Below are 22,672 nucleotides of genomic sequence, written 5' to 3' on the forward strand. Positions count from 1 at the left end.
AATTATCAGCTCGCTTTCTTTACACCAGGAATCTTACCTTCGTGGGCAAGTTCGCGGAAACAAATTCTACAGATTTTATATTTACGAAGAACAGCATGAACACGACCGCAAATTTGGCATCTTGTGTATTTTCTTACCTTAAATTTTGGTTGACGTTCTGCTTTAACCATTAATGATTTACGTGCCATAAATTCTATATCTCCTTTATGATTGGACCTTTGCAAAAGGCATGCCTAAGTGTTTTAGTAATGCTAAAGCTTCTTTATCAGTTTTAGCACTAGTTACAATAATGACGTCCATTCCTTTTAATTTACGAATTTTGTCAAATGAAATTTCAGGGAAAATGATTTCTTCTTTAATACCTAAAGCATAATTGCCACGACCATCGAAGCTCTTTAGGCTAGTACCATTGAAGTCTCTTACTCTAGGTAAAGCAACTTCAATTAATTTAGTTAGAAATGATCACATGCGGTCACGTCTTAGGGTAACTTTACCACCCATAGGCATACCTTCACGTAATTTTCATGAAGCTAAAGATTTTTTAGCTTTAGTTTGAAATGGTTTTTGTCCAGTAATTTGGCTAAGTTCAGCCATAACTTCTTCAATTGCTTTTGAGTTAGAAACTTCATTACCTGCGGTCATGTTAATAATAATTTTTTCTAGACGAGGAGCTTGCATTACTGAAGTGTAGCCAAATTCTTTTACAAGCGCTGGGCGAATATCTTTTTGATATTTAACTTCTAGTGCTAACTTTTGTTGTTTTGCCATAATACTTTTTTGTCCTTTCTATTGAATTACCTTATTAACTTTTTTCATCACACGTTGTTTTTTTGAAGTTTTAGGATCAACTTTTCAGCCAATCTTAGTACCTAAAGATTTTTGGCCTTGGGCACCTTTTTTTAGTAAATAAGCAACATTAGAAATATGTACTGGAAATTCTCTTTTTTCAATTTTACCTTCTTGATTTTCTTGCGAAGGTTTGTGGTGTTTGGTTTTGACATTAACTTCTTTTAAGGTTACAGTTTGGTTTTTACGATTAGTTTCAAGAACAGCGGCGAATTTACCTTTGGCTTTACCTGAAATTACTAAGACTAAATCATTTTTACGGATTTTTGCTTGTGACATAATTACAATACCTCCGGTGCTAATGAAATAATCTTTAAATAACCTTTATCACGAAGTTCTCTTGCCACCGGACCAAATACCCGGGTTCCTCTTAAAGTGCCATCTTCTTTAATTAATACAACAGCATTATCGTCAAAACGGATGTGCGAACCATTTTCCCGCATTAATCCTCTTTTGGTTCTAACAATAACAGCTTTTAGCACTTGTCCTTCTTTAACAAAGCCATGAGGAATAGCTTTTTTAACAGTTACTACGACAACGTCGCCAATGTTAGTACTTCTAACAATTGAGCCACCTAAGTTTTTAATAATCATGACTTCTTTAGCACCAGAATTATCAGCAACGTTACATCTTGAGAATTCTCTAAGCATTTTCTGAGCCTCCGATACCATGAGATTTAATTTCCACTAATCTAAAGTGTTTGGTTTTTGAAAGTGGACGAGTTTCTTGAATTCTAACAACGTCGCCAACTTTAGCTTGATTAAGTTCATCGTGAACAGCAAATTTCTTTGATTTTTTGAAACGTTTTGCATAAAGTGGGTGTTTTTCGTAAGTTTCAACTAGCACAGTAATAGTTTTGTCATTTTTAGTACTAATTACTACGCCCATTTGACTTTTACGACGGTTTTCTCTAATAACTTTTTCCATTATTTAACTTCCCCTTTACTAGTTTTTTTAGCTGCTTTTTTAGTTTCTTTGGTTGGATTTGCTTGTTGTTGTGAAGTCATACGATTAATTTCGTTAATTGCGGTTAAAGTGCGCGCAATGTCTTTTTTGACTAAATCAATTTTGTGAACTTGATCAAGTTGACGAGTAGCATTTTTGAAACGAAGCGAGAATAGTTCTGCACGATATTCGGCTAACATTTTTTCAAGTTCTTTAATTGATTTTTGTTTTAGTTCAGAATATTGCATTACATTTCTCCTTTCATTTCAGGTTTGGTTTCAACCATTTTAGGTGCTGGAGTAACAATTTTTCAAGTTACCGGTAGTTTGTGACCGCCAAGTCTTAGGGCATCTTTCATAACATCAGATGCATTGCCCATAACTTCAAACATCACTGTATCTTCTTTAACAACAGCGAATCATTGATCAGGACTACCTTTTCCCGACCCCATCCGAACACCGATTGGTTTATTAGTTTTTGACATATGAGGGAAAATTTTGATAATAACCTTTCCTTCACGACCCATTCTTCTAGTAATAGCGATCCGAGCAGCTTCAATTTGACGAGCACTAATTCACGCTGATGAAGTCGCTTTTAGACCAAACTCACCAAAAGTGACAGTATTGTTACGGTGTGCTTTGGTTTTATCGTGACGGATACGGAACATTTTTCTATGTTTAGTTCTTTTTGGTTGAAGCATGTCTTTCACCGCCCCTTCTTACTCTTCTATCTTTTGGTGCGTTTAGTAGGTCCATTTCTTCTTGCTTAGCTTTTTGTTCATCGCTAAGAATTTCACCTAATGAAACTCACACTTTTACCCCTAGAATTCCGTAAGTTGTTTTTGCTGTAGTAGCAGCATAATCAACATCTTGTCTTAGGGTATGCAATTTCATTTCACCTTCGTTATATCCTTCGGTTCTAGCCATATCAACACCATTTAGACGGCCTGAAACTGAAGTTTTAATTCCTTTAGCTCCGGCTTTTAAAGCAGCTTTAATAGCAAATTTTTGTGCTAATCTAAAACTGCCCCGGTTTTCTAATTTAATGGCAATATCTTCAGCTAGAAGACGAGCATTTAAATCAGGTTTTTTAAGTTCAATAACTTGAATTGAAATGTTTGCTTTTTTATTTTTTAAGATTTTTTGAAGATCTTTGGTTAGGTTTTTAATGTTTTCACCATTTGTTCCCAACATAACTGCGGGTTTAGCGGTGTAAACATAAATTAGAATTAAACCATTTTGATTTCTTTTAATTTGAACGTTACCAATTTGTAGTTGACGCACTTTTTTATCAAAGAAATCATAAATTTTTTGATCTTCTAATAAGTGAGAAGCAAATTGCATTTTATCAGCATATCAAACACTGTTATGCGCTTTGGTAATGCCGTAGCGAAAACCATTTGGATTAACTTTTTGACCCATAGTTATTTGCTCCCTTCTTTTTTAGTTGATTTTGTAGTTGTAGTAGATTTTTTAACTGGTTTTTTGGTATCTTCGGCAGCTGGTTTTGCTACTTTAGCTGCTTGTTTTTGTGCAGGCGCTTTTGAAGTTTTTGGTTTTGATTCAGTTGTAGTAGTTGGTTTTTTGGTTGAAGTTTCTTGCTTTGGTGCTTTGGCTTCAGCTGGTTTTTCAACTTTAGCGGAAGGTTTTTTAGCAGGTTCTTTCACGGTTTCTTTACTGGTCATTTCATTTACACTAGGAAGTGAAACTTCTGAGACACGAATAAAGAAGTGACTAGTTCTTTTTAGAATTGGATAAGCACGTCCTCTTGAGTGAGGTTGGTATCTTTTTAGAGTAGGACCATCATTAACTAGAATTTCGGTAACAACAAGTTTAGTTGCATCAAGGCCATTATTATTGGTTGCATTAGCGATTGCTGAATTTAGTAGTTTAAGGATAATACCTGAAGCTTTTTTATTTGTAGTTTGTAAAATGATCAAAGCTTGGGTAGCAGTTTTGTAACGAATTAAGTCAGCAACAAGTCTTGCTTTACGTGGACTAATTCTTTGCGCTTTTACTGAAGCAACTGCGCTTTTTGAAAAAATATCTTGAACCATATTATTTCTTTCCTTTATCAGCGCCATGTCCTGAGAATGTTCTTGTAGGGGCAAATTCGCCTAATTTGTGTCCAACCATGTCATTTGTTACAAAGACATCAATAAATGCTTTACCGTTGTGAACTTGGAAAGTTAAACCAATGAAATCGGGATAAATCGTTGAACGTCTTGATCAAGTTTTAATTGGACGTTTTGGGCTTTTGTTTTCTAAGATGGCAACAACTTTTTTCATTAAGTGGTCATCAACAAAAGGTGCTTTTTTAAGTGAACGAGCCATTATTTACTTTCCTTTCTTCTTCTAATTATGAATTGGTTTGATGCTTTTTTGGTTTTTCTAGTTTTTACTCCCAAGGCTTTTTTACCTCATGGAGTCATTGGACTTTTACGTCCGATTGGTTGATGTCCTTCACCACCACCATGTGGGTGATCGTTAGGGTTCATCGCACTACCTCTAACAGTAGGACGAATTCCTCTTAGACGATTACGGCCAGCTTTTCCAATATTCACAAGTGAATGTTCTTCGTTACCAACTTCTCCAACAGTAGCACGACAAAGTGCTAGGATTTTTCTAACTTCACCTGATTTAAGTCTTAGGATAATGTATCTACCAGTTTCATCTTTACCTAAGATTTGTGCAGAACTACCGGCTGATCTAGCGATAACTCCACCTTGTTTTGGTTGCATTTCGATGTTGTGAACATAAGTACCTTCAGGAATGTTTTTCAAAGGAAGTGAGTTTCCGATTTGAATATCTACTTGTTCTCCTGAGATGATCTTTTGACCAACTTTTAAACCTTTGGGGCTAATAATATATCTTTTTTCCCCATCTGCGTAAACTACTAATGAAATATTTGCCGAACGGTTTGGGTCATATTCAATAGTTTTAACGGTGGCTAGAATATCATCTTTGTTTCTTTTGAAATCAACTAGACGATAAAATCTTTTCAATCTACCACCGTGATGACGGGTTGTAATTTTCCCTTGATTGTTCCGACCTGAATGAGTAGGAAGCGCTACTAGAAGTGACTTTTCAGGACGATGTCCGCTTAGATTAGCTTGATAATCAAGAGATGACATATTACGGCGACCATTGGTATAGGCTTTAAATTTTTTAATTGCCATAATAATTTCTTTCTCCTCTTCTTAAAAATATTGTTTTCTTTTAAGAAAAATATTTACTTTTTACAGTCGCATTTATAGGTAATGCAAATGCGATTATTCATCTTCTTTAGTTTTAGCTGCTGGTTTTTTAACAGTTGTTGTGGTTTTTTTAGGAGTTTCAGCCGTTTTTTTCACCACTTTTTTAGGTGCATCAGCTACTTTTGGTGCTTCCTCGTTAGATTCGCTAACTACTTTAGCTTCGGAAGCTTTTTTGATTTTAGCTGCTGCTCTTTTTTCAACTTCAGTCATTTCTTTTGGTTCTGAAGCTTTTTTAGCTTTTAGTTCGGCTTTTTGTTCTTTTAAGGCTTCTTTAGCTTCGTCTTCAAAAAGAATAATTTTTGATCCTTCAGCTAAATAAACAAAAGCTTTTTTAAGGGCGTTTTTAAATCCTTGGAAACGACCCATTCTTGCTGGTTTTTTGTCGTAGTTAACAATGTTTACTTTTAGAACTTTAACATCAAAGATGAATTCGACTGCTTTTCTAACTTCAACCTTGTTGCAACGACGATCAACTGCGAAAGTATAAATGTTGCCATTTGAACGTGAAAGCTCTGATTTTTCAGTAAGAATTGGATATTTAATTACTTCGTTAATATTCATTATTTAGCCAGCCTTTCTAATCATTCAATGCTCTCTTTGCTAATCACTAAAGCATCTGCTCTAACTAGTGATTCAACTGATAAACTTGTTACTCTCGTTACTTCAACATTTGGTAAGTTTCTTGCTGATAAATAAACATTTTCATCATTTGAAACAATTAACACATAATTTAGGGCATTAAGTTTTTCTTTGGTTAATTCCACTAACATGTCCCGAGTTGAAGGTTTAGTCATCATAATGTCTTTTACTAATACCGCTTGTGATGCTGCTAATGCACTAAGAGCAGTAAATAAGGCATTTTTTCTAACTTTTTTATTAACTTTTAGATGGTAATTACGTTCTGGAGTTGGGCCAAAGACTCTTCCACCGCCAACAAAGATTGGGCTTCGCATTGATCCGGCTCTAGCATTACCAGTTCCTTTTTGTGCTCAAGGTTTTTTACCAGTTCCACTAACTTCGGCACGAGTTTTAGTTTTGTGAGTTGCAAGACGTTTTGCTCCTCTTTCAGACAAAATTGTGTCAAAAACAGCTTGATTGTAAGGTTTTTCTAAACCAAAAACACTTTTTGGAAGGGTGCTATCAAATTTTACTGTTGCCTTTGGTTCAACTTTTTGAACTTTAGGGGTCATTGTTGATTTGGCAGCAGGTTTGGTTGTTTTAGGAGTTTGTGATTTTGCAGATGTCATTTTCTTAGGTGCTTGTGATGAAGTAGCAGGTTTTTTGGCAGGAGTTTTTTTCATTTCAGAAGTTTTGCTAGTTGAAGTTTTCTTAGTTTCAGCCATTATTTATTTTCTCCTTCTGGTTGTTTTTGTTCTTCTGCTTTCTTAATTGCTTCATCAAGTAATGTTTGCATTTCTTTTATTGACATTTGCATGTTTAATTCAACATTGTATTTTTTAGCTTGTTCAAAAAGTTCATTTTTGGCTAAAGCTTCTTTTAGATTCAATAGTTGAACTGCTTCTTTTTTGTGTGAAGTTTTAATTGCTTTTTTAATAACAACTAAAGCACCTTTTGCCCCGGGAATTGATCCCTTGATTACTAACATGTTATTAGCGGGGTCTTCTTTAACAATTTCTAGGTTTTGAATGGTAACTTGTTCAGAACCAAGGTGTCCTGGCATAGTCATACCTTTTCAAACTCTGTTCCCAGAAATATCACCGATTGATCCAGTTTGACGTAAAGGTTGCGATCCACCACCACCACCATGTGATTTAGGTCCGATGTGTTGATTTCATCTTTTAATGGTTCCGGCAAAACCTTTACCTTTAGAAATCGCCGTAACATCAACTATTTCGCCAGCTTGGAAAAGTGATGCATCAATGGTATCACCTAAGCTATATCCTGTCATATTACGGATTTCTTTTACGAATCGCTTAGGTGTTGTATTTGCTTGTTTAAATTTGTTGATTTCAGGACGTCTGATTTGTGACGCTTTTTTATCTTCTGTTGCCAGTTGTGTTGCGCTGTATCCGTCTTTTTCAACAGTTAGAACTTTAGTAACAACATTTGGTTTAACTTCAACGATTGTAACGGGGATTAAAATACCTTCGTTAGTGAATAGTTGTGTCATTCCAACTTTTCTTCCTAAGATTCCTTTCATGCTCGATCCTTTCATAAAGAATAAATTTTTAAGGTCATTTTTACGTTTTTAACGAGGTGTAAAAATCCTCAAATAAAAACAAAATTCCACCAAGGGTTACTTAGTAGATTTGATGCTAATTTGAACACCAGCAGGTAGTTCTAATCTTTTTGCTTTATCAACTAATGTTTCTGAAACTTTAGTCAAAACAATTAGTCGCTTGTGGGTGCGGCTTTCAAATTGTTCACGTGATTTTTTGTTAACGTGAACACTTCGCAAAATTGTAACAATTTCTTTATGAGTTGGTAAAGGGATTGGTCCTGACACTTCAGCTTTTTCGGCCTTAGCTAGAGTAACAATTTTCTTAGCTGCATCTTCAACTAAAAATGCATCAAATGCTTTGATTTTAATTTCTAATTTCATGTTTGTTCTCCTTGTTCATTGATTTTGAACTAACTCCACATAAATTGTCGATACGAGAGGTGAACAACTAAGCTCGGCGTATCGTAACCTTATGTTTCAATGTCGTAGTTGCGTTATTAATTATAGCGAATTATTTAAAAAATAACTAATATCATGAAAATTATTATTTCCCAACCTTGGATGGGCGAAAATTTTAAGGTTATTTTGCGTTTAAAAAGGAAGATTTTTCTAACAAAATATCTAATAATTTTACTCCTAAAATTAAGGGTTTTTTTAATAAAAATTAGGCTTTTTCTAACCAGAAATTACTATAAAAAAAGGTTGATTTTAAATTAGGCCTTTATTAAAAAATCATGTAAAATGATTAGGCAAAGTTTTTTACATAATCACTAAGAAGGGAGCAAATGTGAAAAAAACAAACTACGATTCAAACGAATATTTTAATTTAATTGACAAATGATTTCGTGCTGCTAATTATTTAAGTGTTGGACAAATTTATCTACGTAATAATCCGCTTTTAAAAACTAAGTTAGTTGCTGATGACGTAAAAATTTATCCAATTGGGCACTGAGGAACTATTCCTGGACAAAATTTCATCTATGCCCACTTAAATAGAGTAATTAATAAATATGACCTAGAAATGTTTTACATTGAAGGACCAGGACATGGTGGACAAGTAATGATTTCTAATTCATATTTAGATGGCTCATACACCGAAATTTATCCTGAAATCACTGAAGATGAAGCCGGCCTAAAAACTATGTTCAAACGCTTTTCATTCCCTGGGGGTACGGCTAGTCACGCCGCTCCTGAAACTCCAGGATCAATTCATGAAGGTGGCGAACTTGGATACGCTCTTAGTCACGCTACTGGTGCAATTTTAGACAATCCAAATGTCATTGCTGCTACTGTTATCGGCGATGGTGAAGCCGAAACTGGTCCTTTAGCGGCTGGATGATTCTCAAATTCATTTATTAATCCAGTAAATGACGGTGCTGTTTTACCAATAATTCACTTGAATGGTGCCAAAATTTCTAATCCAACAATTTTAAGTCGCAAAAGTAATCAAGAATTAGAAAATTACTTTTCAGGGTTGGGCTGAGAACCATTATTTGTTGAGGGCGATGATCCTAAACTAATGCATCCATTAATGGCGAAAAAGCTTGATGAAGCAATTGAAAAAATTCAAATGATTCAAGCTAGTGCTAGAAAACACAAAGCTTCAGAAGCGACCCGCCCCGTATGACCAATGTTGATTGTGCGTACCCCTAAAGGATGAACTGGACCTAAAGACTGAAATGGTGAAGTTGTTGAAGGAAGTTTTAGAGCCCACCAAGTTCCTATACCAGTAAATGCTCTAAATATGACCCATATTGATAAACTAGAAGCTTGACTAACTTCATATCACCCAGAAGAGTTATTTGATAAAAATGGCAAAATTCTTGAAGAGATTCGTGCTTTAGCACCTAAGGGTCTAAAAAGAATGGCGGTTCACCCAATCACTAATGGTGGAATAAATCCTCGCACGCTTAAGTTAAGTAGCTGAGAAAAATTTGCAACTAAATTTGAAACACCAGGACAAATTAAAGGGCAAGATATGATCGAACTTGGAAAATATTTTGCTGAAATTATTACTTTAAATAAAGACAATTTTAGAATCTTCGGACCAGATGAAACCAAATCAAATCGAATGAATGCAGTCTTTAATGTTACTAAGCGTCAATGACTAGAAAAAATTGCTCCTACTTACGATGAATGAATGTCACCAGAAGGCAGAGTAATTGATTCTCAATTAAGTGAACATCAAGCCGAAGGTTTCTTAGAAGGTTATGTAATTACCGGTAGACATGGTGTTTTTGCTAGTTACGAAGCTTTTTTAAGAGTCGTAGACTCGATGCTTACCCAACACATGAAATGAATGAAAAAATCACTTGAACTTCCTTGAAGAAAAGATTTTCCATCATTAAATGTTATTGCTACTTCAACTGCCTTTCAACAAGATCATAACGGTTACACTCACCAAGATCCCGGACTTCTAGGGCACTTAGCCGATAAACGTCCTGAACTAATTCGCGAATATCTACCAGCTGATACTAATTGTTTATTAGCAACTATGGAAAAAGCCTTAAAAGACCGCAACGTTATTAATCTAATTGTCGCTTCTAAGCAACCACGTGAACAATTCTATTCAGTTGAAGAAGCAAGCGAACTTGTACAAAAAGGCTACAAAATTATTAATTGAGCATCAAATGTTTCAAAAAATGAAGAACCCGATGTTGTCTTCGCCGCCGCTGGGGTTGAACCTAACCTGGAAGCTTTAGCAGCAATTTCAATTCTTAACAAGGAATTTCCTAACCTAAAAATTCGATTTGTTAATGTGCTTGATTTATTAAAACTAAAAAGTCCAAAACACGACCCTCGGGGCATTAGTGACGAAGAATTTGATCAAATTTTCACTAAAAATAAACCAATTATTTTTGCATTTCATGGTTATGAAGGGTTGTTGCGTGACATTTTCTTTGATCGTCACAACCATAATTTAATTACACATGGTTATCGTGAAAATGGCGACATCACTACTAGTTTTGACATCCGTCAACTAAGTCATATGGATCGTTTCCATATCGCTAAAGACGCCGCAATAGCAGCACTTGGCAAAGATGGCGAAATGTTTGCAAAAAAAATGGACAGTAAACTGCAAGAACACACTAGTTATGTTCGTGAATATGGCTACGATCTTCCAGAGGTTGTCAATTGAAAATGAACAAACCTAAAACCAATTAAATAAAAAAAACTTTAATTGTGTTAAAATCCTTCATAGTTATTTTTGAATATAAGAGTTAATTTCATTACGAGGTACATATGAAAAAAGAAATTCATCCAAATTTTAAAGAAGTCAAAGCAACATGTACTTCATGTGGCAAAGAACATATTTTTGGTTCAACTGTAGAAAAAATTTCTCTAGATGTTTGTTCTAACTGCCACGCTTTTTACACTGGCGATCGTTCAACTGTAAAAGCACGTGGACGTGTTGAAAGATTTAACAAAATTCTAGAAAAATCAAAAACTTCTGCTTAAAACTAATCATATTAAGGAAATCAAGGCCAATTAAGAACCTTGATTTTTTTATGTTTAATGTTTTTAATTAAATATATGATGGTAAGATTGTCATCCTATGGACTAGATTACATAGTAAATAGCGCCTAAGCTTTTATTACTATTTGACGATGAACTGCTTTCTCATTTAACTGAGTTTCCGCTTTTTGTTTTAATTTCTCCTTTAGGAGATTGGACACTTTTAATGGCGCCCATCAAAGTTGCTAGTGCGCCAACGCCCAACGAAATACCAGAAAAAATTGTACTAATTAGCGTTGTTATCGCAAATCCACCTTCGTATTTCTTAATTTGATTTAATGACATTTTTTTAAATGCCTTCATTTCATTTTACCTCCTGCTCTAAATGTAACGCAAAGAATGCAAATATTACTAGAAGATAGGAAAAGTTTAGGAAAACTAATGTTCTTTTAGAATCAATAAGTTTAATTTTAAACTTAAAAAACGCATTAGTTACAACGCTAGAAAGTAGGCAATTTGGGCGATTTTTTTATATTAATCAAAATTTTGCGAACTTTTTGACATTTTATCAAGAACTAAAAGCGGGTTTATTTGACTTTTTATTTATTTGCACTAGCAAGCGAAATTGACATTTTTTGAAAAAAGTGTAGAATATTATATTAATGAAAAGCAAGAGTCAAAACGCAAAGGGGAGCAACTTTTTATTTCGCTTCTTTAAAAAAATTGCCGTTGTACAGTACATCTTCATGATTTACTTGATTTTTGTTGTCCTAAGTTCTTTACTACTTTACTGACCAGCGACTCACACCGCTAATTTAAAAACTATTAAGCCAGATTTTAATTATTCTGATGCCTTATTTTTAGCAGCTTCGGCTTCAAGTGATACAGGTCTAACATCCCTCCCCATCGGATATGCGTTTAATGAGTTTGGTCAAGCGATTATTGCGATCTGTATTCTCGTTAGTGGATTTGGAATCTTTAGTCTAAAAGTCTATATCATTCAAGGTCTATTTGGGTTTAGATTATCAATTTTTAATAGTAAAATCACCCAAGTCGAACGCGGGGCAGATACCGTTGGTGAAACTAAAAAAATTATCAAAGTTTCAATTACCATTCTCTTAATTACGCTATTTATATCATCGATTTTGTTTACGATATTTTTTTATACTAGCCCGCATGGCAAATTTGATAATGCCCTTGCTAATAGTACTACTGATGAAAATGTTTTTAATCCCTATGAGCTAGCCGAAAGAAATCCTTATCACAATTTGACTCTGTCACTAAAATACGGAATCTTTCATGCCATTAGTTCGCTAAACAATGCTGGTTTTGACATCATTGGTAAAAAAAGTCTTAACCCTTATTATCAAGATTACTTATTACAATTTTTCACGATGATTCTTTTTTTTATCGGAGGAGTTGGTTATCCAGTGATCTATGATATTTGATGCAAACTTAAAAGTTTAAAAAAAAACGCCCGTCGTCATCGCTTTAGCCTTTTTACTAAGTTAACTCTTATTACTTATGCGTGTGTTACTTTAATTGGTTTTTTTATGACCTTAATCTTTGAGGCAACTGCGAAAAATAGTCGTTCGTTTTGAAACCAAGGAGCGTATTACGGAACGTTTCCTAAACTCTTTGCAATCTTCTTTCAAACTACATCAACTCGTTCGGCAGGTTTTGCAACCGTTGATTATTATCATTTCACTCAGCAAACCTTAATGCTTCATGGACTTTTGATGTTTATTGGCTTTTCGCCAGCGTCAACAGCTGGAGGAATTAGAAATATTACTATTGCTGTTATTTTCCTAAGCATTATTAGCACAATTAGCGGAAGAAAACGTATTGTTGCCTTTAAGCGACAAATTGGTAAAGAAATCCTAATAAAGGCTATTACGATTTTCGCTATTGGAACCTTTTTAATTTTCATGGGAACTTTGCTAACCTTTTCATTATCAGATCATGTGACTTTAAAAAATGGCACAAACGAAATTGATTGAACTAAAAAACAATTCACGGCAGTTCACGCATTTTTTGAAATCTCTTCAGCTTTCGGAAGTAGTGGACTAAGTACCGGATTAACTTCGCATTTAAATATTTGAGCAAAACTTATTTTTATTCTATATATGTTTATTGGTCAACTTGGAATTCAACAAACTGTTTTAGTTTGAGGAAATAGAAATCGCAAAGCTGAATACTACTCATATATTTACGAAGATGTTACGCTTGGATAAAGAAAGAAGAGTCTTATGAGAAAACATAATAAATTAATTGCTGTTCTAGCAAGTTCTGTTATTTTTGCCATTTCGCCGCTAGCAATTAGCTGTGGTAACAAAAAGCAAGATCAAAACAATCCCTACACTCCAAAAGAAAAAAATCCCAATAATAAAAATAATCAAAGCCTAATTAAGGGCGGTGTTAAATACGCCGCTCTTGGCGATGAACTTACGGCTGGAAGCAAACTAAACGGTGATGCTTCAATTCATAATTACTACGATAAGTCAACTAAAAAAATTCACGGACTTTCTTTTGCATCTTATCTTGCTAATGCCATTGCAACATTAGGCGATAAGCAAACTTACCTAGAATCATATAATAACTATGGACTAGTTAATACAACCATTGATGATTGAAAGTATTTACTAAACCTTAGCGAAAGAAAATCAACAAATACCACTAGGAATCTCCAAACTAACTCAGCCCTTTCAAAAAACTCCCAAAAAATCCAAAAATTATTTAACAATTTCCGCCCTAATAATAACCAATTTACTTCTTTCATTTCGCAAGTCAAAGAAGCTAATCTTTTAACGCTTTCTTTAGGGTTTCATGATTTTATTAGTCAAGAAGAGCTAGGTGCACTATTTTGGCTAATGATGAATTCAACTAACGAAACTAAAGAGCAAGATAAAAAACAAATTGAAGCAATCATTAGTAAAATCGTTGCTAAAAAAGCTGAAATTAGAACTAATTACAATAGTCTTTTAGCACAAATTAGGCTATTAAACAAAGATGCCAATATTAATTTAATTGGATACTACGCGCCATTTCTAAAATACAGCAGAATTTTTGAAAAGCATTTTGGTACTAATTACCTAACCCAAATCGCCGAGGCAATCAATGGCACAATCAAAGATGTTGCTAAAGATAATGGTGTTGGCTACTTTAATTTCAACAATCAAGCACTAATTGAAAGAAATTCACAACGGCTATCTTATGGATTTGGTGAAGAAACTCCTAATTTGCTTGGTCAAAAACAATTAGCACAAGATGTCTTTATGAAAATGGCACTTTCGCAAAGCGACTATAGCAAACTAATTAAATCACCACTTGATAGTCAAAGCAGCCAAGTATTTGATTTTTCTAAGGCAGCGAGTGTCATTAAAGGTCAGATTATTGGCTCAATAACTGATGCTAATAGCTTAACTTTTAACAAGAGTTATCCTTTTGAAACTGATACTATTAATGAAAGACAATTTAAAGCAGCCCAAAAAAATCGTTATTCTTTAAACTACACATCATTGCTAAAAGCTTTATTTTCAAGTGCAACTAATTACTCAGATGAAGAAATTGTTAGTTTTGCGCTAAAAATCTTTAATCTATTAGGCATTCAAACCAATGATTATCCTGAAATTAGCAAGACTTTACAAGCCCTTATTAAAGAAAATGGTAATAAAGAAAAACTAATTGCTTTTGTTAACGCATTGTTGGATAATAAAACTCTCGATAAGGCCTTTAATAAGATCAATGAAGAATTTGATAAGAAATTGCAAAATACATCAGCAAGCATTAGTGACTTGCAAAATCTTGTCAAACAAAATTTAACTTCTTATTCGGCTTTTTACGAAATCCTAAAAGAGTTTTTCCAAACCCCATTTATTAAAGACAATAGTAATAAAGCTTTTACAAAGAGCCTACTCAAAGTCATTTCAAATAGTTTAGTTTCTAATATTACTCTAATAAGTAAAGATAAAGAAATTCTTAAGGATAAAGAATTTAAGAACTCACTTGATCAAATTTTTGAGAAAATTGCTGATTTAGTAACTAGCGACCCAAGTAAATATTTCACTGGCAGTGTTAATGACTTTATTAGAAAAGTACTTTTAGAAAGTAAGAACGAAATTAAAAATCTAACGCTATCAGCAATCAAATGAATGAAGAACAATGCTAATAAATTTGATCTAAAGGCTAAACTTAAAGAACTAATAGGTGAAGATATAAGCGAAGATGCTTTATACTACTTAACTTCATTAATTCATAATTTAGACAAATTTAGCGATGTTGACAAACTATTATTATTAGCAGTTGATTCATACTTAGAAACCTTTGATGAAAACAATCATGTTACAACCAAATCTAAGGTTTTAGATCGCTTCTTAAACAAATTATTTAGTCCTAAACTTTTCAAAGCTGAAAGTAATGAACAACACGAAGTTTTATTTAAACTAATGAGTTTTATGCCATCAGAAGAAAAAGACGCTACTAGGTTTAAAAAAGGTTTAAAAGAACTAACACTATGATTTATTAAAAAAGAAGATTTTCTAAGCCCTGACAATCTAATTGATTTAGCTAACGAAGATTTTAGAAAAAGTGTTATTTCATTTATTAAAGACATTCTAGAAAATAAGGATGATAGCCTAAGCACGCAAGGAAAAGAACTAATTAGTGAAATTGCAAATTATCTTATTGATAGCACCTTAGACAAAGATGGCGGTACTCATCAACTAATTGGTAAATTAGGCGAAAGTTTATTTAGTGGGCCCATTGCTTCATTACTAACTTCACTACAAATAAGTGCCCAAGACCTTGGCGGTAAAAGCATTGAAGAATTTTCTAAGGAACTATACCAAGCAATTTTTACTTCAATTAGTAAAAAAGAACTTGTTACAAGCGTAAAATCAATTCTTAAAAATATTATTGAAAATGGTAAAGATTATACTTTTAGTAGTGGCTTGCACGAATTTATTAGTAAAATCCTGGCTAATGCTGAAACAAATGGCCTTGTTGATTATGTTCAAAAATTGTTTACTTCATTAGCTGAAGACGAGCAACTTTGAGAAAAACTTTATACTGTTTTTTGAGCTTTAACTAAAAAATCAGGTGCAAACATTACTGAAGAGAATAAAGCTAAAATCAAAACGGTAATTAAAAAATGATTTGCAAATCTTACTAAAACTTCTTTCTTTGAATTACTAACCAAAAAGATAACTGATATTTCAAAGAAAATTGACTACAGCGAAATTGATGATTTCCAAAAATGAGCAAAATACTACGAAAAAGAAATGCGTGACTTTGTTTCATTAACTAAAAATCCAAACATTGCTAAAGAAATCTTTGATTTATTCTTAGCCAAAGAAAAAGACAAAGAAGATAGCAACCTTAGCGTTGGTGAGTTAATGGAAGTGATGTCACTATTATTTGGAAATGAAGCTAACATTGACTATATTTTAAATAGTCTAAACTTACCGAACTTAATCTCTCAAGCATTGAAAGGTATTGGCTTAGACGGCATTCAAGATCCTGAGTTAAAAGAACAAATCTCACAATTAATTAATTCGCTAGATAAACATCTGTCTAATAATTGGAAAGAAAAATATCAACCTAAAGTTAAAGAATTAATCAAGAGTCTTTTTGGTAAAGCCGATTATTTTAAAAATATTAAAACTATCAACGACCTTTTAGAAAAAATCATCACAAACGCAAAAGAACCATTAAGCGATCTTGCAACCGAATTTACTAATAGCTACTTATTTGATCAAAGCCAACTTGAAGGTTTAATTAAATATGCACTTAAATTAGTTGCTAAAAAACACGAAAAATACTTCAAACTAAGCGATGAAGAAATTCAAAAATTAGCCAAAGGCTTTGCCGAAACTTTAGGTGTAATTAAGAATGAAAGTATCATTAAAAAACTATTAGATAAATCATTAGATCTTTTAGCAGAAAATGTCAAGAAACATGGTCTTGAAGTTCAAAAATATGATTATAATGACATATTTAAAAAATTAATTGAAGAAATCAAACCAGAAGATTTAGTTGAAAAACTTCTTACCGCTTTCTTAAAAGATGAAGAAAATATCAAAATGATTGCTAAAAATACTTTTACTGCCCTTAATTCTAAACTTGGTTTGAAACTAACAGAAGATGATATAAAGTATCTAACTAGCTTTGTTAAAAGATTTTTAAAGACTTTGGTTGCCGAAGAAGGAAAACCTACTTTAAAAGCAATAGTTTCATCAATCAAGGACGCTATTTTAAAAGCTAAAATTTATGAGAATAATGCCTTCAAATTCGAAAATATTCTTAAAGAGCTAAAAACTTTAACTGGGCTGCTAAAAAGCCTAGATGAAACAAAAATAAATAAAATAGTAGAATTGCTTAAAACGCAAGGAGATGCCAAAGATATTGGTAAAGAATTAAGCACACCTTTCAAATTATATGTCGTCTTAATTCCTCATCTTAAATCCTCTGACAAAGCTAATGGTGTTCAACTAAGCGATAAATGAAGAGGTGGCGATGAAAATGGTAGAAAAGAATTTTTTAAAGAATTAGATCGTGTTGCTACTCAAAGCCTAAAGGCTGTAAGCAAAACCTTTGCTGATTTAAATGGTGAAAAGGATACGATCCTCAACGATCTTAGCGAAGGATTGAGAGATATTTTAACTAACCAACTAAAGTCATTAGACACTAAAAATTTAGGTGATCAATTCTTTGGTAGCGATGATATTAAAAAAGTGATTGACAAAATTACAAATGAACAAGATTCGTTAAAAGAAATAATTAAAAAAGTTCTAGAAAAAGGATTATTTGGTGGCGAACTTAAAGGTGAAAAATTAGGTGAAGTAATTAGCGATTTTATTTCTAAAATAAAAAGCGAAATTGGTGAAAGTATTACTTCTTTAGTTAAAAAACTCCTTGAAGATAATGACTTAGTTGATTTTGTTTGAAATAAGCTAAAAGATATTTTAGTGTTAGAAAACACTGATGAGCAAGATAAAACATTTGCAATTGAGCTAATTAAAGAATTGGCTAAAAAAATGTTAGATGATGAGTTTTTTAAAACCAAAGTTATTAAAGGAATGCTCACCGAAGTAGAAAACGGTGTTAAGAAATTCGATATGGCGAGTGGTTTATCATGACTAAACGAAACTTGAAAGAATATTCAAAACTTCTTTACCTTTAACGATGCTTTTGTTTTGGCAAAATACATTGGTGATGGTGACAAACCAATTAATGGTGAAAAACTTGTTAAACTATTGAATTTAATCTTGGGTAAAGCTAATTTTGAAAAATCACCAATTTATAATCTTTTACGCAACATTAACCAAGATCCCGATAAATCAAAACGCACTAATATGCAAACATTAAACAGATTTATTAATGAGGGTAATTCTGATAGTGGCGGTAAAGATAAAAATAAAAACGAAAATGATGTCAACCAATCAGTCGATTATTTAAGAATAGTTGATACATTTTATAAACTTTTAACTTCCGAATTTAACAAGGATGAAAATAATAAAAATCCCGAATTCAAAGTAAGATCGCAAACAGAATCTTATAAAGCGCTTTATCGTTTTGTTACATTAGTTAACTATAGTATTTTTGAAGCATTTGGTCGAGAAACGTTAACACAAGATAGAGAAAAAGGTTTTATTACTCTTTACAAAGGTACTCGTGCAATCTTATGAGAGCTTCAAGAAGGTACTAACCTAAAATGAATTCCATATATTAACTCAAAATTCCAAGGAATGCAACGTTACTTAACCGATGCAAAAATTAGAAATGAGTTTAATAACTATTACATTAAATATGAGAGTAAATGATTTTTCTCAAGCACCTATACTTATTATGAAGAAGAAAATTACACTCCTGATTCAATTATGTATTTAATTAATTCAAGCGGTTATAATGAAAAAGAACAAGATAAACTTAAACCATTCAAATATAAAGTGACTGAAAATGGCGCTGAAAACGACATTAGTAAAAAAGAATATGTGCTTCTTACTATAAAAGAAGGCGGATATGGCAAATTTATGAAATTAAATAACGCCACATCAAAATCATCATACAGCGGACTTGATAAAGTCAAAGAATGAGTTTAATAAAAATATTCTTAAAAAAGGCATTTAGACATTAATCTAAGTGTCTTTTTGTTTGCCTTTGATTGGATTAAGTGATGTATTTTGAAAAATTGCTATTTTTGTTCTAAGGCAAAAAAACTTTAAATTTGGGATTTTTTAATTAATTATTAATTGATGAAATTTGCTTTTTAAATTTTTAGTAATAAAAAGTTATAGAACATTTTATGTCACATCTTCGTGGCATTGAATTTATTGACAAGGAGATTTAATGAGAAAAATATCAAAACTGCTATTAACAGTAGTAGGCTTTGGAGTAGCAGTTAGCCCAGCTGTTGTTTCTGTGTCTTGCAAAAACATGACTCTAGCAGATGCAGCTAATAATAGCAAGGTAGATGTTATTAATAAGCAAAACAAATTGGCTCGTGAAGTTAAAAAAGAGGATGTGGTCATTAGCAATATTGATCGAAGAAAATACAAAGTAGAAATTGACGAGCTTAGAGTACATGGAAATCGTCTTTTTGTTTCTTATAAGGTTTCATATGTTGATAGAAACGATCAACCTTATTGAATCACTAAAGAAGTCACAGGTTTTAAGGATATTGAAGAAGTTAACCATGACGCTGAAAAAGTTGAGCGCAAAGAATACGGGTATAAAAACATTAATATGCCATATAGCGTACCCGCTACTAAAGCATACGGCTATTATGTTAATAATAAAAGCCGGCTATATGTCGATGTTGAGGAATTTATTAAGACATTAGACGGCTTTTATAATTTAAAAGCCTTAAAACGCGAAGTGAATCAAAAAGAAAACATTATCACTTATTACTCTGGTCCTAATTTTGAACACAAAATGGTAATTGATTGAGCGAATCAAACCATTTGAATAAGCAGCATCAAATTCTTTTTATTCACTAACACTGAAGATAATAAAGATCGTAACGAGTTTATTCACAAAGGGGATTATAAAACCTACGATCTTAATAATGGCAAAGGATTTTTAATTGACCTTAAAAAATATGGGTTTGACATTAAATATCACAAAAAACAACTACTAATGCCATGAGCAATTTTTGCAGTTTTGTTTATTGGCATTAATTACCGTGATCACACTTCAACTTATTTTGATGGCAAACAATTCTATAGTGTTGATTATTGAAGAAATAACCGGGGCGAGATGCGTAAGCTACGAGCAGAGTCACCACTAAATGGCAAGCCACAAACGCTAGAGGATCGTCAAGATGTCTTAAATCAACTATACTTTATGTTTGATTATTTTTACGGTCTAAAAGAACACAATAAAGTAAAAAGTTATAAAGAATTTATGACCGAAGATATCAAAAAGAAAATTCTTTCGCTAGATCCTTACGAAAACTTTAAGGGCATGTATGAATTTATTTCAAGTTTAAAAGATGCTCATAGTAATTTAGCTAGCCCTAATAACTACGCTCCTAGCGATCAAAAATATGCAGAAAAATTGCGTGAAGAAATTAGTAAAAATGCCAAACCGGATCCTTCTGATCCCCGGAGAATACTAAGTCCACTATGAAAAAAGTATCGTAGTGATGGAAAGATCATGTATGTCAAAGGTGACACGGCTATCTTTGATATTCCTGGCTTTTCAGTAGGCACCAAAGAAGAGTTGGCTAGTCCTACACCATGAAAATATGACACACATGCTAAAATGAAAAAAGTGATTGAGGAAGTCAAAAAATATAACAACGATCCTAAAAACAAAGTAAAAATCAAAAATTTAGTTCTTGATTTATCATTAAACGGTGGTGGCGATATCCCTGTTGTCCAAAAAACCTTAGGATTTATGACCAAAAAGCCAGTTTATATGTGAGACTATGACATTGCGAGTCAAAAAGTATATGAAGATGGTGCACGAATTGATACTAACGGCGATGGCAAAATCGATGATAATGACGGTCATTTAGAATTCAATTGGTATGTACTAGCTGGAAAACCAACTTTCTCAGCAGCGTCACAATTTGTTGCTCTTGTCCAAAACCAAAAACTTGCAAAAGTTATTGGTCAAAGAACCGGTGGCGGCATGGCTGAAGATATCCCATTAGCGTTAGCTGATGGCACAGCAATGCGAATGTCTTCAACATATGTTGCTGTTATTAAAGAAAAATATCAAAACGGCGAAACTAAGTGAGTGCCAATTGAAAGCGGTACCGAAGCTGACATCCCATTAGCTTACGAAGATTTTTATAATGACGAAAAAATTGTAGAAGCTATTAACCGCACAAATAAGTAATTAATAAGATCTCTCTTATTAAAATATGCTAGATGGTCAAAAAGCCAATCAAGCATATTTTTTAATATCAAAATTATTATATTTGTTTTACAAGGGTAAAAAAATATTTTGGATCGCTATTTTCTAGATATGTTAAATTTAAGCAAACACTACAAAAAATAAAAGCAGGCGCTTAAGGCACCTACTTCATTAATCCAAACAATTACTTTTTAGTTTTTGAATTGTTAGGATTCGTTTGGTTTGCTCTATTATCAACACTTGCTTTGTGAGTTCGATTATTTGGATTGCATTGATTAGCTTTGTTATTCTTCGAACATTTGCAAGCTTGGTTGTTTGGGTTCATTGAGTTAGAACGTTGATCATTAGAGTTTTTGGCATTTTTGCTCATAGCTATCACCCCCAAACCAAATGTAATATTTTTATTGAGATTTTTCTAAATTTAAAGAAGTTTTTTATTTTCTAGATTATTTTTGAAATTAAAAACATTAGAACTATGGCCTAATTTTAATGAATAGTAATAAAATTTCAAAAGTTTCAACAAAGATAAGTAAATATTAATATGAAATTTTCTAACTCTAATTAAAATAAAAGAAGTGCCAAAGGATTATAAAGATTCTATTAAACATTGCCCGTTTCTAGTTTTTTAAATGATGGTATTAAATATAAAATACAACGCGATTTCCATAAAAAACCTTATTCATTCCATTTTTATTGCATAATAAACCGATTTTTTGCCAAATTGGGCTTTTTTTTTTTTTTTTGTAAAATGGCTTTGTTACTTGGATAAGGTAACTAAAGATATAAATATTTATTCGTAAAACTAATTAATTAGAAAAGGAATTCACCTAAATAATGAAAAAATCTAGAAAAAACGCTTAGTTTGTTATTAGCTAGTGCTTTAGGAGCAACTTTATTTGCAACTTCAGTCGTAGCAGCTTCTTGCGATAATACCGAGAAAAAGCCAAAAGAGTCTAAGAAACCTGAAAGTGAAGAACCAAAAAAAGAAGATCAAAAACAAAAACCTGAAGAGCCTAAACCTGCTGATCCAAAATCTGATGAGTCTAAGAAACTTGAAGAGCCTGGGAAAAATAATGTTGAAGAATCTACAAAGAGCAATCCTTCAAATACTACCGAAGGCGAAACCGCAAACTCTACAGAAGGCACTACAGATAGTGAAGACGTAAACTCTACAGAAGGCACTACAGATAGTGAAGACGCAAACTCTACAGAAGGCACTACAGATAGTGAAGACGTAAACTCTACAGAAACTACAACTCAAGGTTCTTTAGCAAGAAAATAATATTTATTATTTAATTCAAAATAGACAATAAAAAGCCGGAAATAAGATCTGGTTTTTTATAAATAAGAAAAAGCATATTCCTAGACGCTCTAAATAGCAAAACTAATTTAATTATATGCTTATTTTATTTTATATAGAGTTGTTGCCACTAATTAAATAACACTTAGTATAAATTAGTTAAACACTCGTAGTCTAACTAATGCATTTATTAGGGTGATTTATTAATTTATTTACAAAAATTAGATGGCAAGTTGTTCTTTTTACTAAATTCATGTAATAAGCCAGCAAAAAATAAATTTCATAAAAAACCTTATTTATTCCATTTTTATTGCATAATAAGCCA

The 22,672-nt window shown here is 32.6% G+C and carries 22 protein-coding genes and 1 pseudogene; 6 read left to right on the top strand and 17 right to left on the bottom strand.

Features of this window, described 5'->3' with window-relative positions:
* Nucleotides 1–2: 2 nt before the first annotated feature.
* The 15 genes and pseudogenes from EXC42_RS01670 to rpsJ form a co-directional block, all read right to left on the bottom strand.
* Complete coding sequence (locus tag EXC42_RS01670) at nucleotides 3–188, bottom strand: type Z 30S ribosomal protein S14 (protein WP_012498243.1); 186 nt, start codon at nucleotides 186–188, stop codon at nucleotides 3–5.
* A gap of 16 nt (nucleotides 189–204) precedes the next feature.
* Nucleotides 205–768: a 50S ribosomal protein L5 gene (rplE, locus tag EXC42_RS01675; protein WP_012498244.1), complete on the bottom strand. Its 564-nt coding sequence runs from the start codon at nucleotides 766–768 to the stop codon at nucleotides 205–207.
* Between the two features lie 18 nt (nucleotides 769–786).
* Nucleotides 787–1,125 (bottom strand): 50S ribosomal protein L24, encoded by a 339-nt coding sequence (rplX, locus tag EXC42_RS01680; RefSeq protein WP_012498245.1) that lies wholly within the window; start codon nucleotides 1,123–1,125, stop codon nucleotides 787–789.
* Between the two features lie 2 nt (nucleotides 1,126–1,127).
* Nucleotides 1,128–1,496, bottom strand: a complete 369-nt coding sequence (gene rplN / locus EXC42_RS01685) for a 50S ribosomal protein L14 (protein ID WP_012498246.1) — start codon at nucleotides 1,494–1,496, stop codon at nucleotides 1,128–1,130.
* Nucleotides 1,489–1,773 (bottom strand): 30S ribosomal protein S17, encoded by a 285-nt coding sequence (rpsQ, locus tag EXC42_RS01690; RefSeq protein ID WP_012498247.1) that lies wholly within the window; start codon nucleotides 1,771–1,773, stop codon nucleotides 1,489–1,491. Before rpsQ ends, rplN begins: the two co-directional genes overlap by 8 nt.
* Complete coding sequence (rpmC, locus tag EXC42_RS01695; protein WP_012498248.1) at nucleotides 1,773–2,039, bottom strand: 50S ribosomal protein L29; 267 nt, start codon at nucleotides 2,037–2,039, stop codon at nucleotides 1,773–1,775. The genes rpsQ and rpmC overlap by 1 nt, the downstream gene beginning before the upstream one ends.
* Nucleotides 2,039–2,491 carry a 50S ribosomal protein L16 gene (gene rplP / locus EXC42_RS01700; RefSeq protein WP_012498249.1) on the bottom strand — a complete coding sequence of 151 codons (453 nt, stop codon included), beginning with the start codon at nucleotides 2,489–2,491 and terminating at the stop codon, nucleotides 2,039–2,041. The genes rpmC and rplP overlap by 1 nt, the downstream gene beginning before the upstream one ends.
* Complete coding sequence (rpsC, locus tag EXC42_RS01705) at nucleotides 2,469–3,212, bottom strand: 30S ribosomal protein S3 (protein ID WP_012498250.1); 744 nt, start codon at nucleotides 3,210–3,212, stop codon at nucleotides 2,469–2,471. Before rpsC ends, rplP begins: the two co-directional genes overlap by 23 nt.
* 251 nt (nucleotides 3,213–3,463) lie before the next feature.
* Nucleotides 3,464–3,847: pseudogene (gene rplV / locus EXC42_RS01710) on the bottom strand (50S ribosomal protein L22); the annotation flags it as partial.
* 1 nt (nucleotide 3,848) lies between these two features.
* On the bottom strand, nucleotides 3,849–4,124 hold the full coding sequence (rpsS, locus tag EXC42_RS01715) for a 30S ribosomal protein S19 (protein ID WP_129648876.1): 276 nt from the start codon (nucleotides 4,122–4,124) through the stop codon (nucleotides 3,849–3,851).
* Nucleotides 4,124–4,969: a 50S ribosomal protein L2 gene (gene rplB / locus EXC42_RS01720; RefSeq protein WP_012498253.1), complete on the bottom strand. Its 846-nt coding sequence runs from the start codon at nucleotides 4,967–4,969 to the stop codon at nucleotides 4,124–4,126. Before rplB ends, rpsS begins: the two co-directional genes overlap by 1 nt.
* A gap of 93 nt (nucleotides 4,970–5,062) precedes the next feature.
* Nucleotides 5,063–5,608 carry a 50S ribosomal protein L23 gene (rplW, locus tag EXC42_RS01725; RefSeq protein WP_012498254.1) on the bottom strand — a complete coding sequence of 182 codons (546 nt, stop codon included), beginning with the start codon at nucleotides 5,606–5,608 and terminating at the stop codon, nucleotides 5,063–5,065.
* On the bottom strand, nucleotides 5,608–6,390 hold the full coding sequence (gene rplD / locus EXC42_RS01730; RefSeq protein ID WP_012498255.1) for a 50S ribosomal protein L4: 783 nt from the start codon (nucleotides 6,388–6,390) through the stop codon (nucleotides 5,608–5,610). Before rplD ends, rplW begins: the two co-directional genes overlap by 1 nt.
* Nucleotides 6,390–7,208: a 50S ribosomal protein L3 gene (rplC, locus tag EXC42_RS01735; protein ID WP_012498257.1), complete on the bottom strand. Its 819-nt coding sequence runs from the start codon at nucleotides 7,206–7,208 to the stop codon at nucleotides 6,390–6,392. Before rplC ends, rplD begins: the two co-directional genes overlap by 1 nt.
* A gap of 96 nt (nucleotides 7,209–7,304) precedes the next feature.
* Nucleotides 7,305–7,610, bottom strand: a complete 306-nt coding sequence (gene rpsJ, locus EXC42_RS01740) for a 30S ribosomal protein S10 (protein ID WP_012498258.1) — start codon at nucleotides 7,608–7,610, stop codon at nucleotides 7,305–7,307.
* Between the two features lie 406 nt (nucleotides 7,611–8,016).
* On the opposite strand from rpsJ, the gene EXC42_RS01745 reads away from it, so the two are divergent.
* Complete coding sequence (locus EXC42_RS01745) at nucleotides 8,017–10,398, top strand: phosphoketolase family protein (protein ID WP_012498259.1); 2,382 nt, start codon at nucleotides 8,017–8,019, stop codon at nucleotides 10,396–10,398.
* Nucleotides 10,399–10,472: 74 nt separating this feature from the next.
* Nucleotides 10,473–10,688 carry a 50S ribosomal protein L31 gene (gene rpmE, locus EXC42_RS01750; protein WP_012498260.1) on the top strand — a complete coding sequence of 72 codons (216 nt, stop codon included), beginning with the start codon at nucleotides 10,473–10,475 and terminating at the stop codon, nucleotides 10,686–10,688.
* Nucleotides 10,689–10,790: 102 nt separating this feature from the next.
* On the opposite strand, the gene EXC42_RS01755 is transcribed toward rpmE, so the two are convergent.
* On the bottom strand, nucleotides 10,791–11,048 hold the full coding sequence (locus EXC42_RS01755; protein WP_012498261.1) for a hypothetical protein: 258 nt from the start codon (nucleotides 11,046–11,048) through the stop codon (nucleotides 10,791–10,793).
* Nucleotides 11,049–11,347: 299 nt separating this feature from the next.
* Between EXC42_RS01755 and EXC42_RS01760 the strand changes: the two genes are divergently transcribed.
* From EXC42_RS01760 to EXC42_RS06075, 3 genes are all read left to right on the top strand, one after another.
* Nucleotides 11,348–12,919, top strand: coding sequence for a TrkH family potassium uptake protein (locus EXC42_RS01760; protein WP_129648879.1), 1,572 nt, complete (start codon nucleotides 11,348–11,350; stop codon nucleotides 12,917–12,919).
* Nucleotides 12,920–12,934: 15 nt separating this feature from the next.
* Nucleotides 12,935–18,784: an SGNH/GDSL hydrolase family protein gene (locus EXC42_RS06070; RefSeq protein ID WP_129648882.1), complete on the top strand. Its 5,850-nt coding sequence runs from the start codon at nucleotides 12,935–12,937 to the stop codon at nucleotides 18,782–18,784.
* A 247-nt stretch (nucleotides 18,785–19,031) separates the two neighbouring features.
* Nucleotides 19,032–21,029, top strand: a complete 1,998-nt coding sequence (locus EXC42_RS06075) for a S41 family peptidase (RefSeq protein ID WP_012498264.1) — start codon at nucleotides 19,032–19,034, stop codon at nucleotides 21,027–21,029.
* Nucleotides 21,030–21,231: 202 nt separating this feature from the next.
* On the opposite strand, the gene EXC42_RS06080 is transcribed toward EXC42_RS06075, so the two are convergent.
* Nucleotides 21,232–21,417, bottom strand: coding sequence for a hypothetical protein (locus EXC42_RS06080; protein WP_012498265.1), 186 nt, complete (start codon nucleotides 21,415–21,417; stop codon nucleotides 21,232–21,234).
* A 492-nt stretch (nucleotides 21,418–21,909) separates the two neighbouring features.
* On the opposite strand from EXC42_RS06080, the gene EXC42_RS01780 reads away from it, so the two are divergent.
* Nucleotides 21,910–22,329 (top strand): hypothetical protein, encoded by a 420-nt coding sequence (locus tag EXC42_RS01780; RefSeq protein WP_129648886.1) that lies wholly within the window; start codon nucleotides 21,910–21,912, stop codon nucleotides 22,327–22,329.
* Nucleotides 22,330–22,672: the final 343 nt, after the last annotated feature.

Origin of the sequence: Metamycoplasma arthritidis (assembly GCF_900660715.1) — a bacterium.
GTDB lineage: Bacteria > Bacillota_I > Bacilli_A > Mycoplasmatales > Metamycoplasmataceae > Metamycoplasma > Metamycoplasma arthritidis.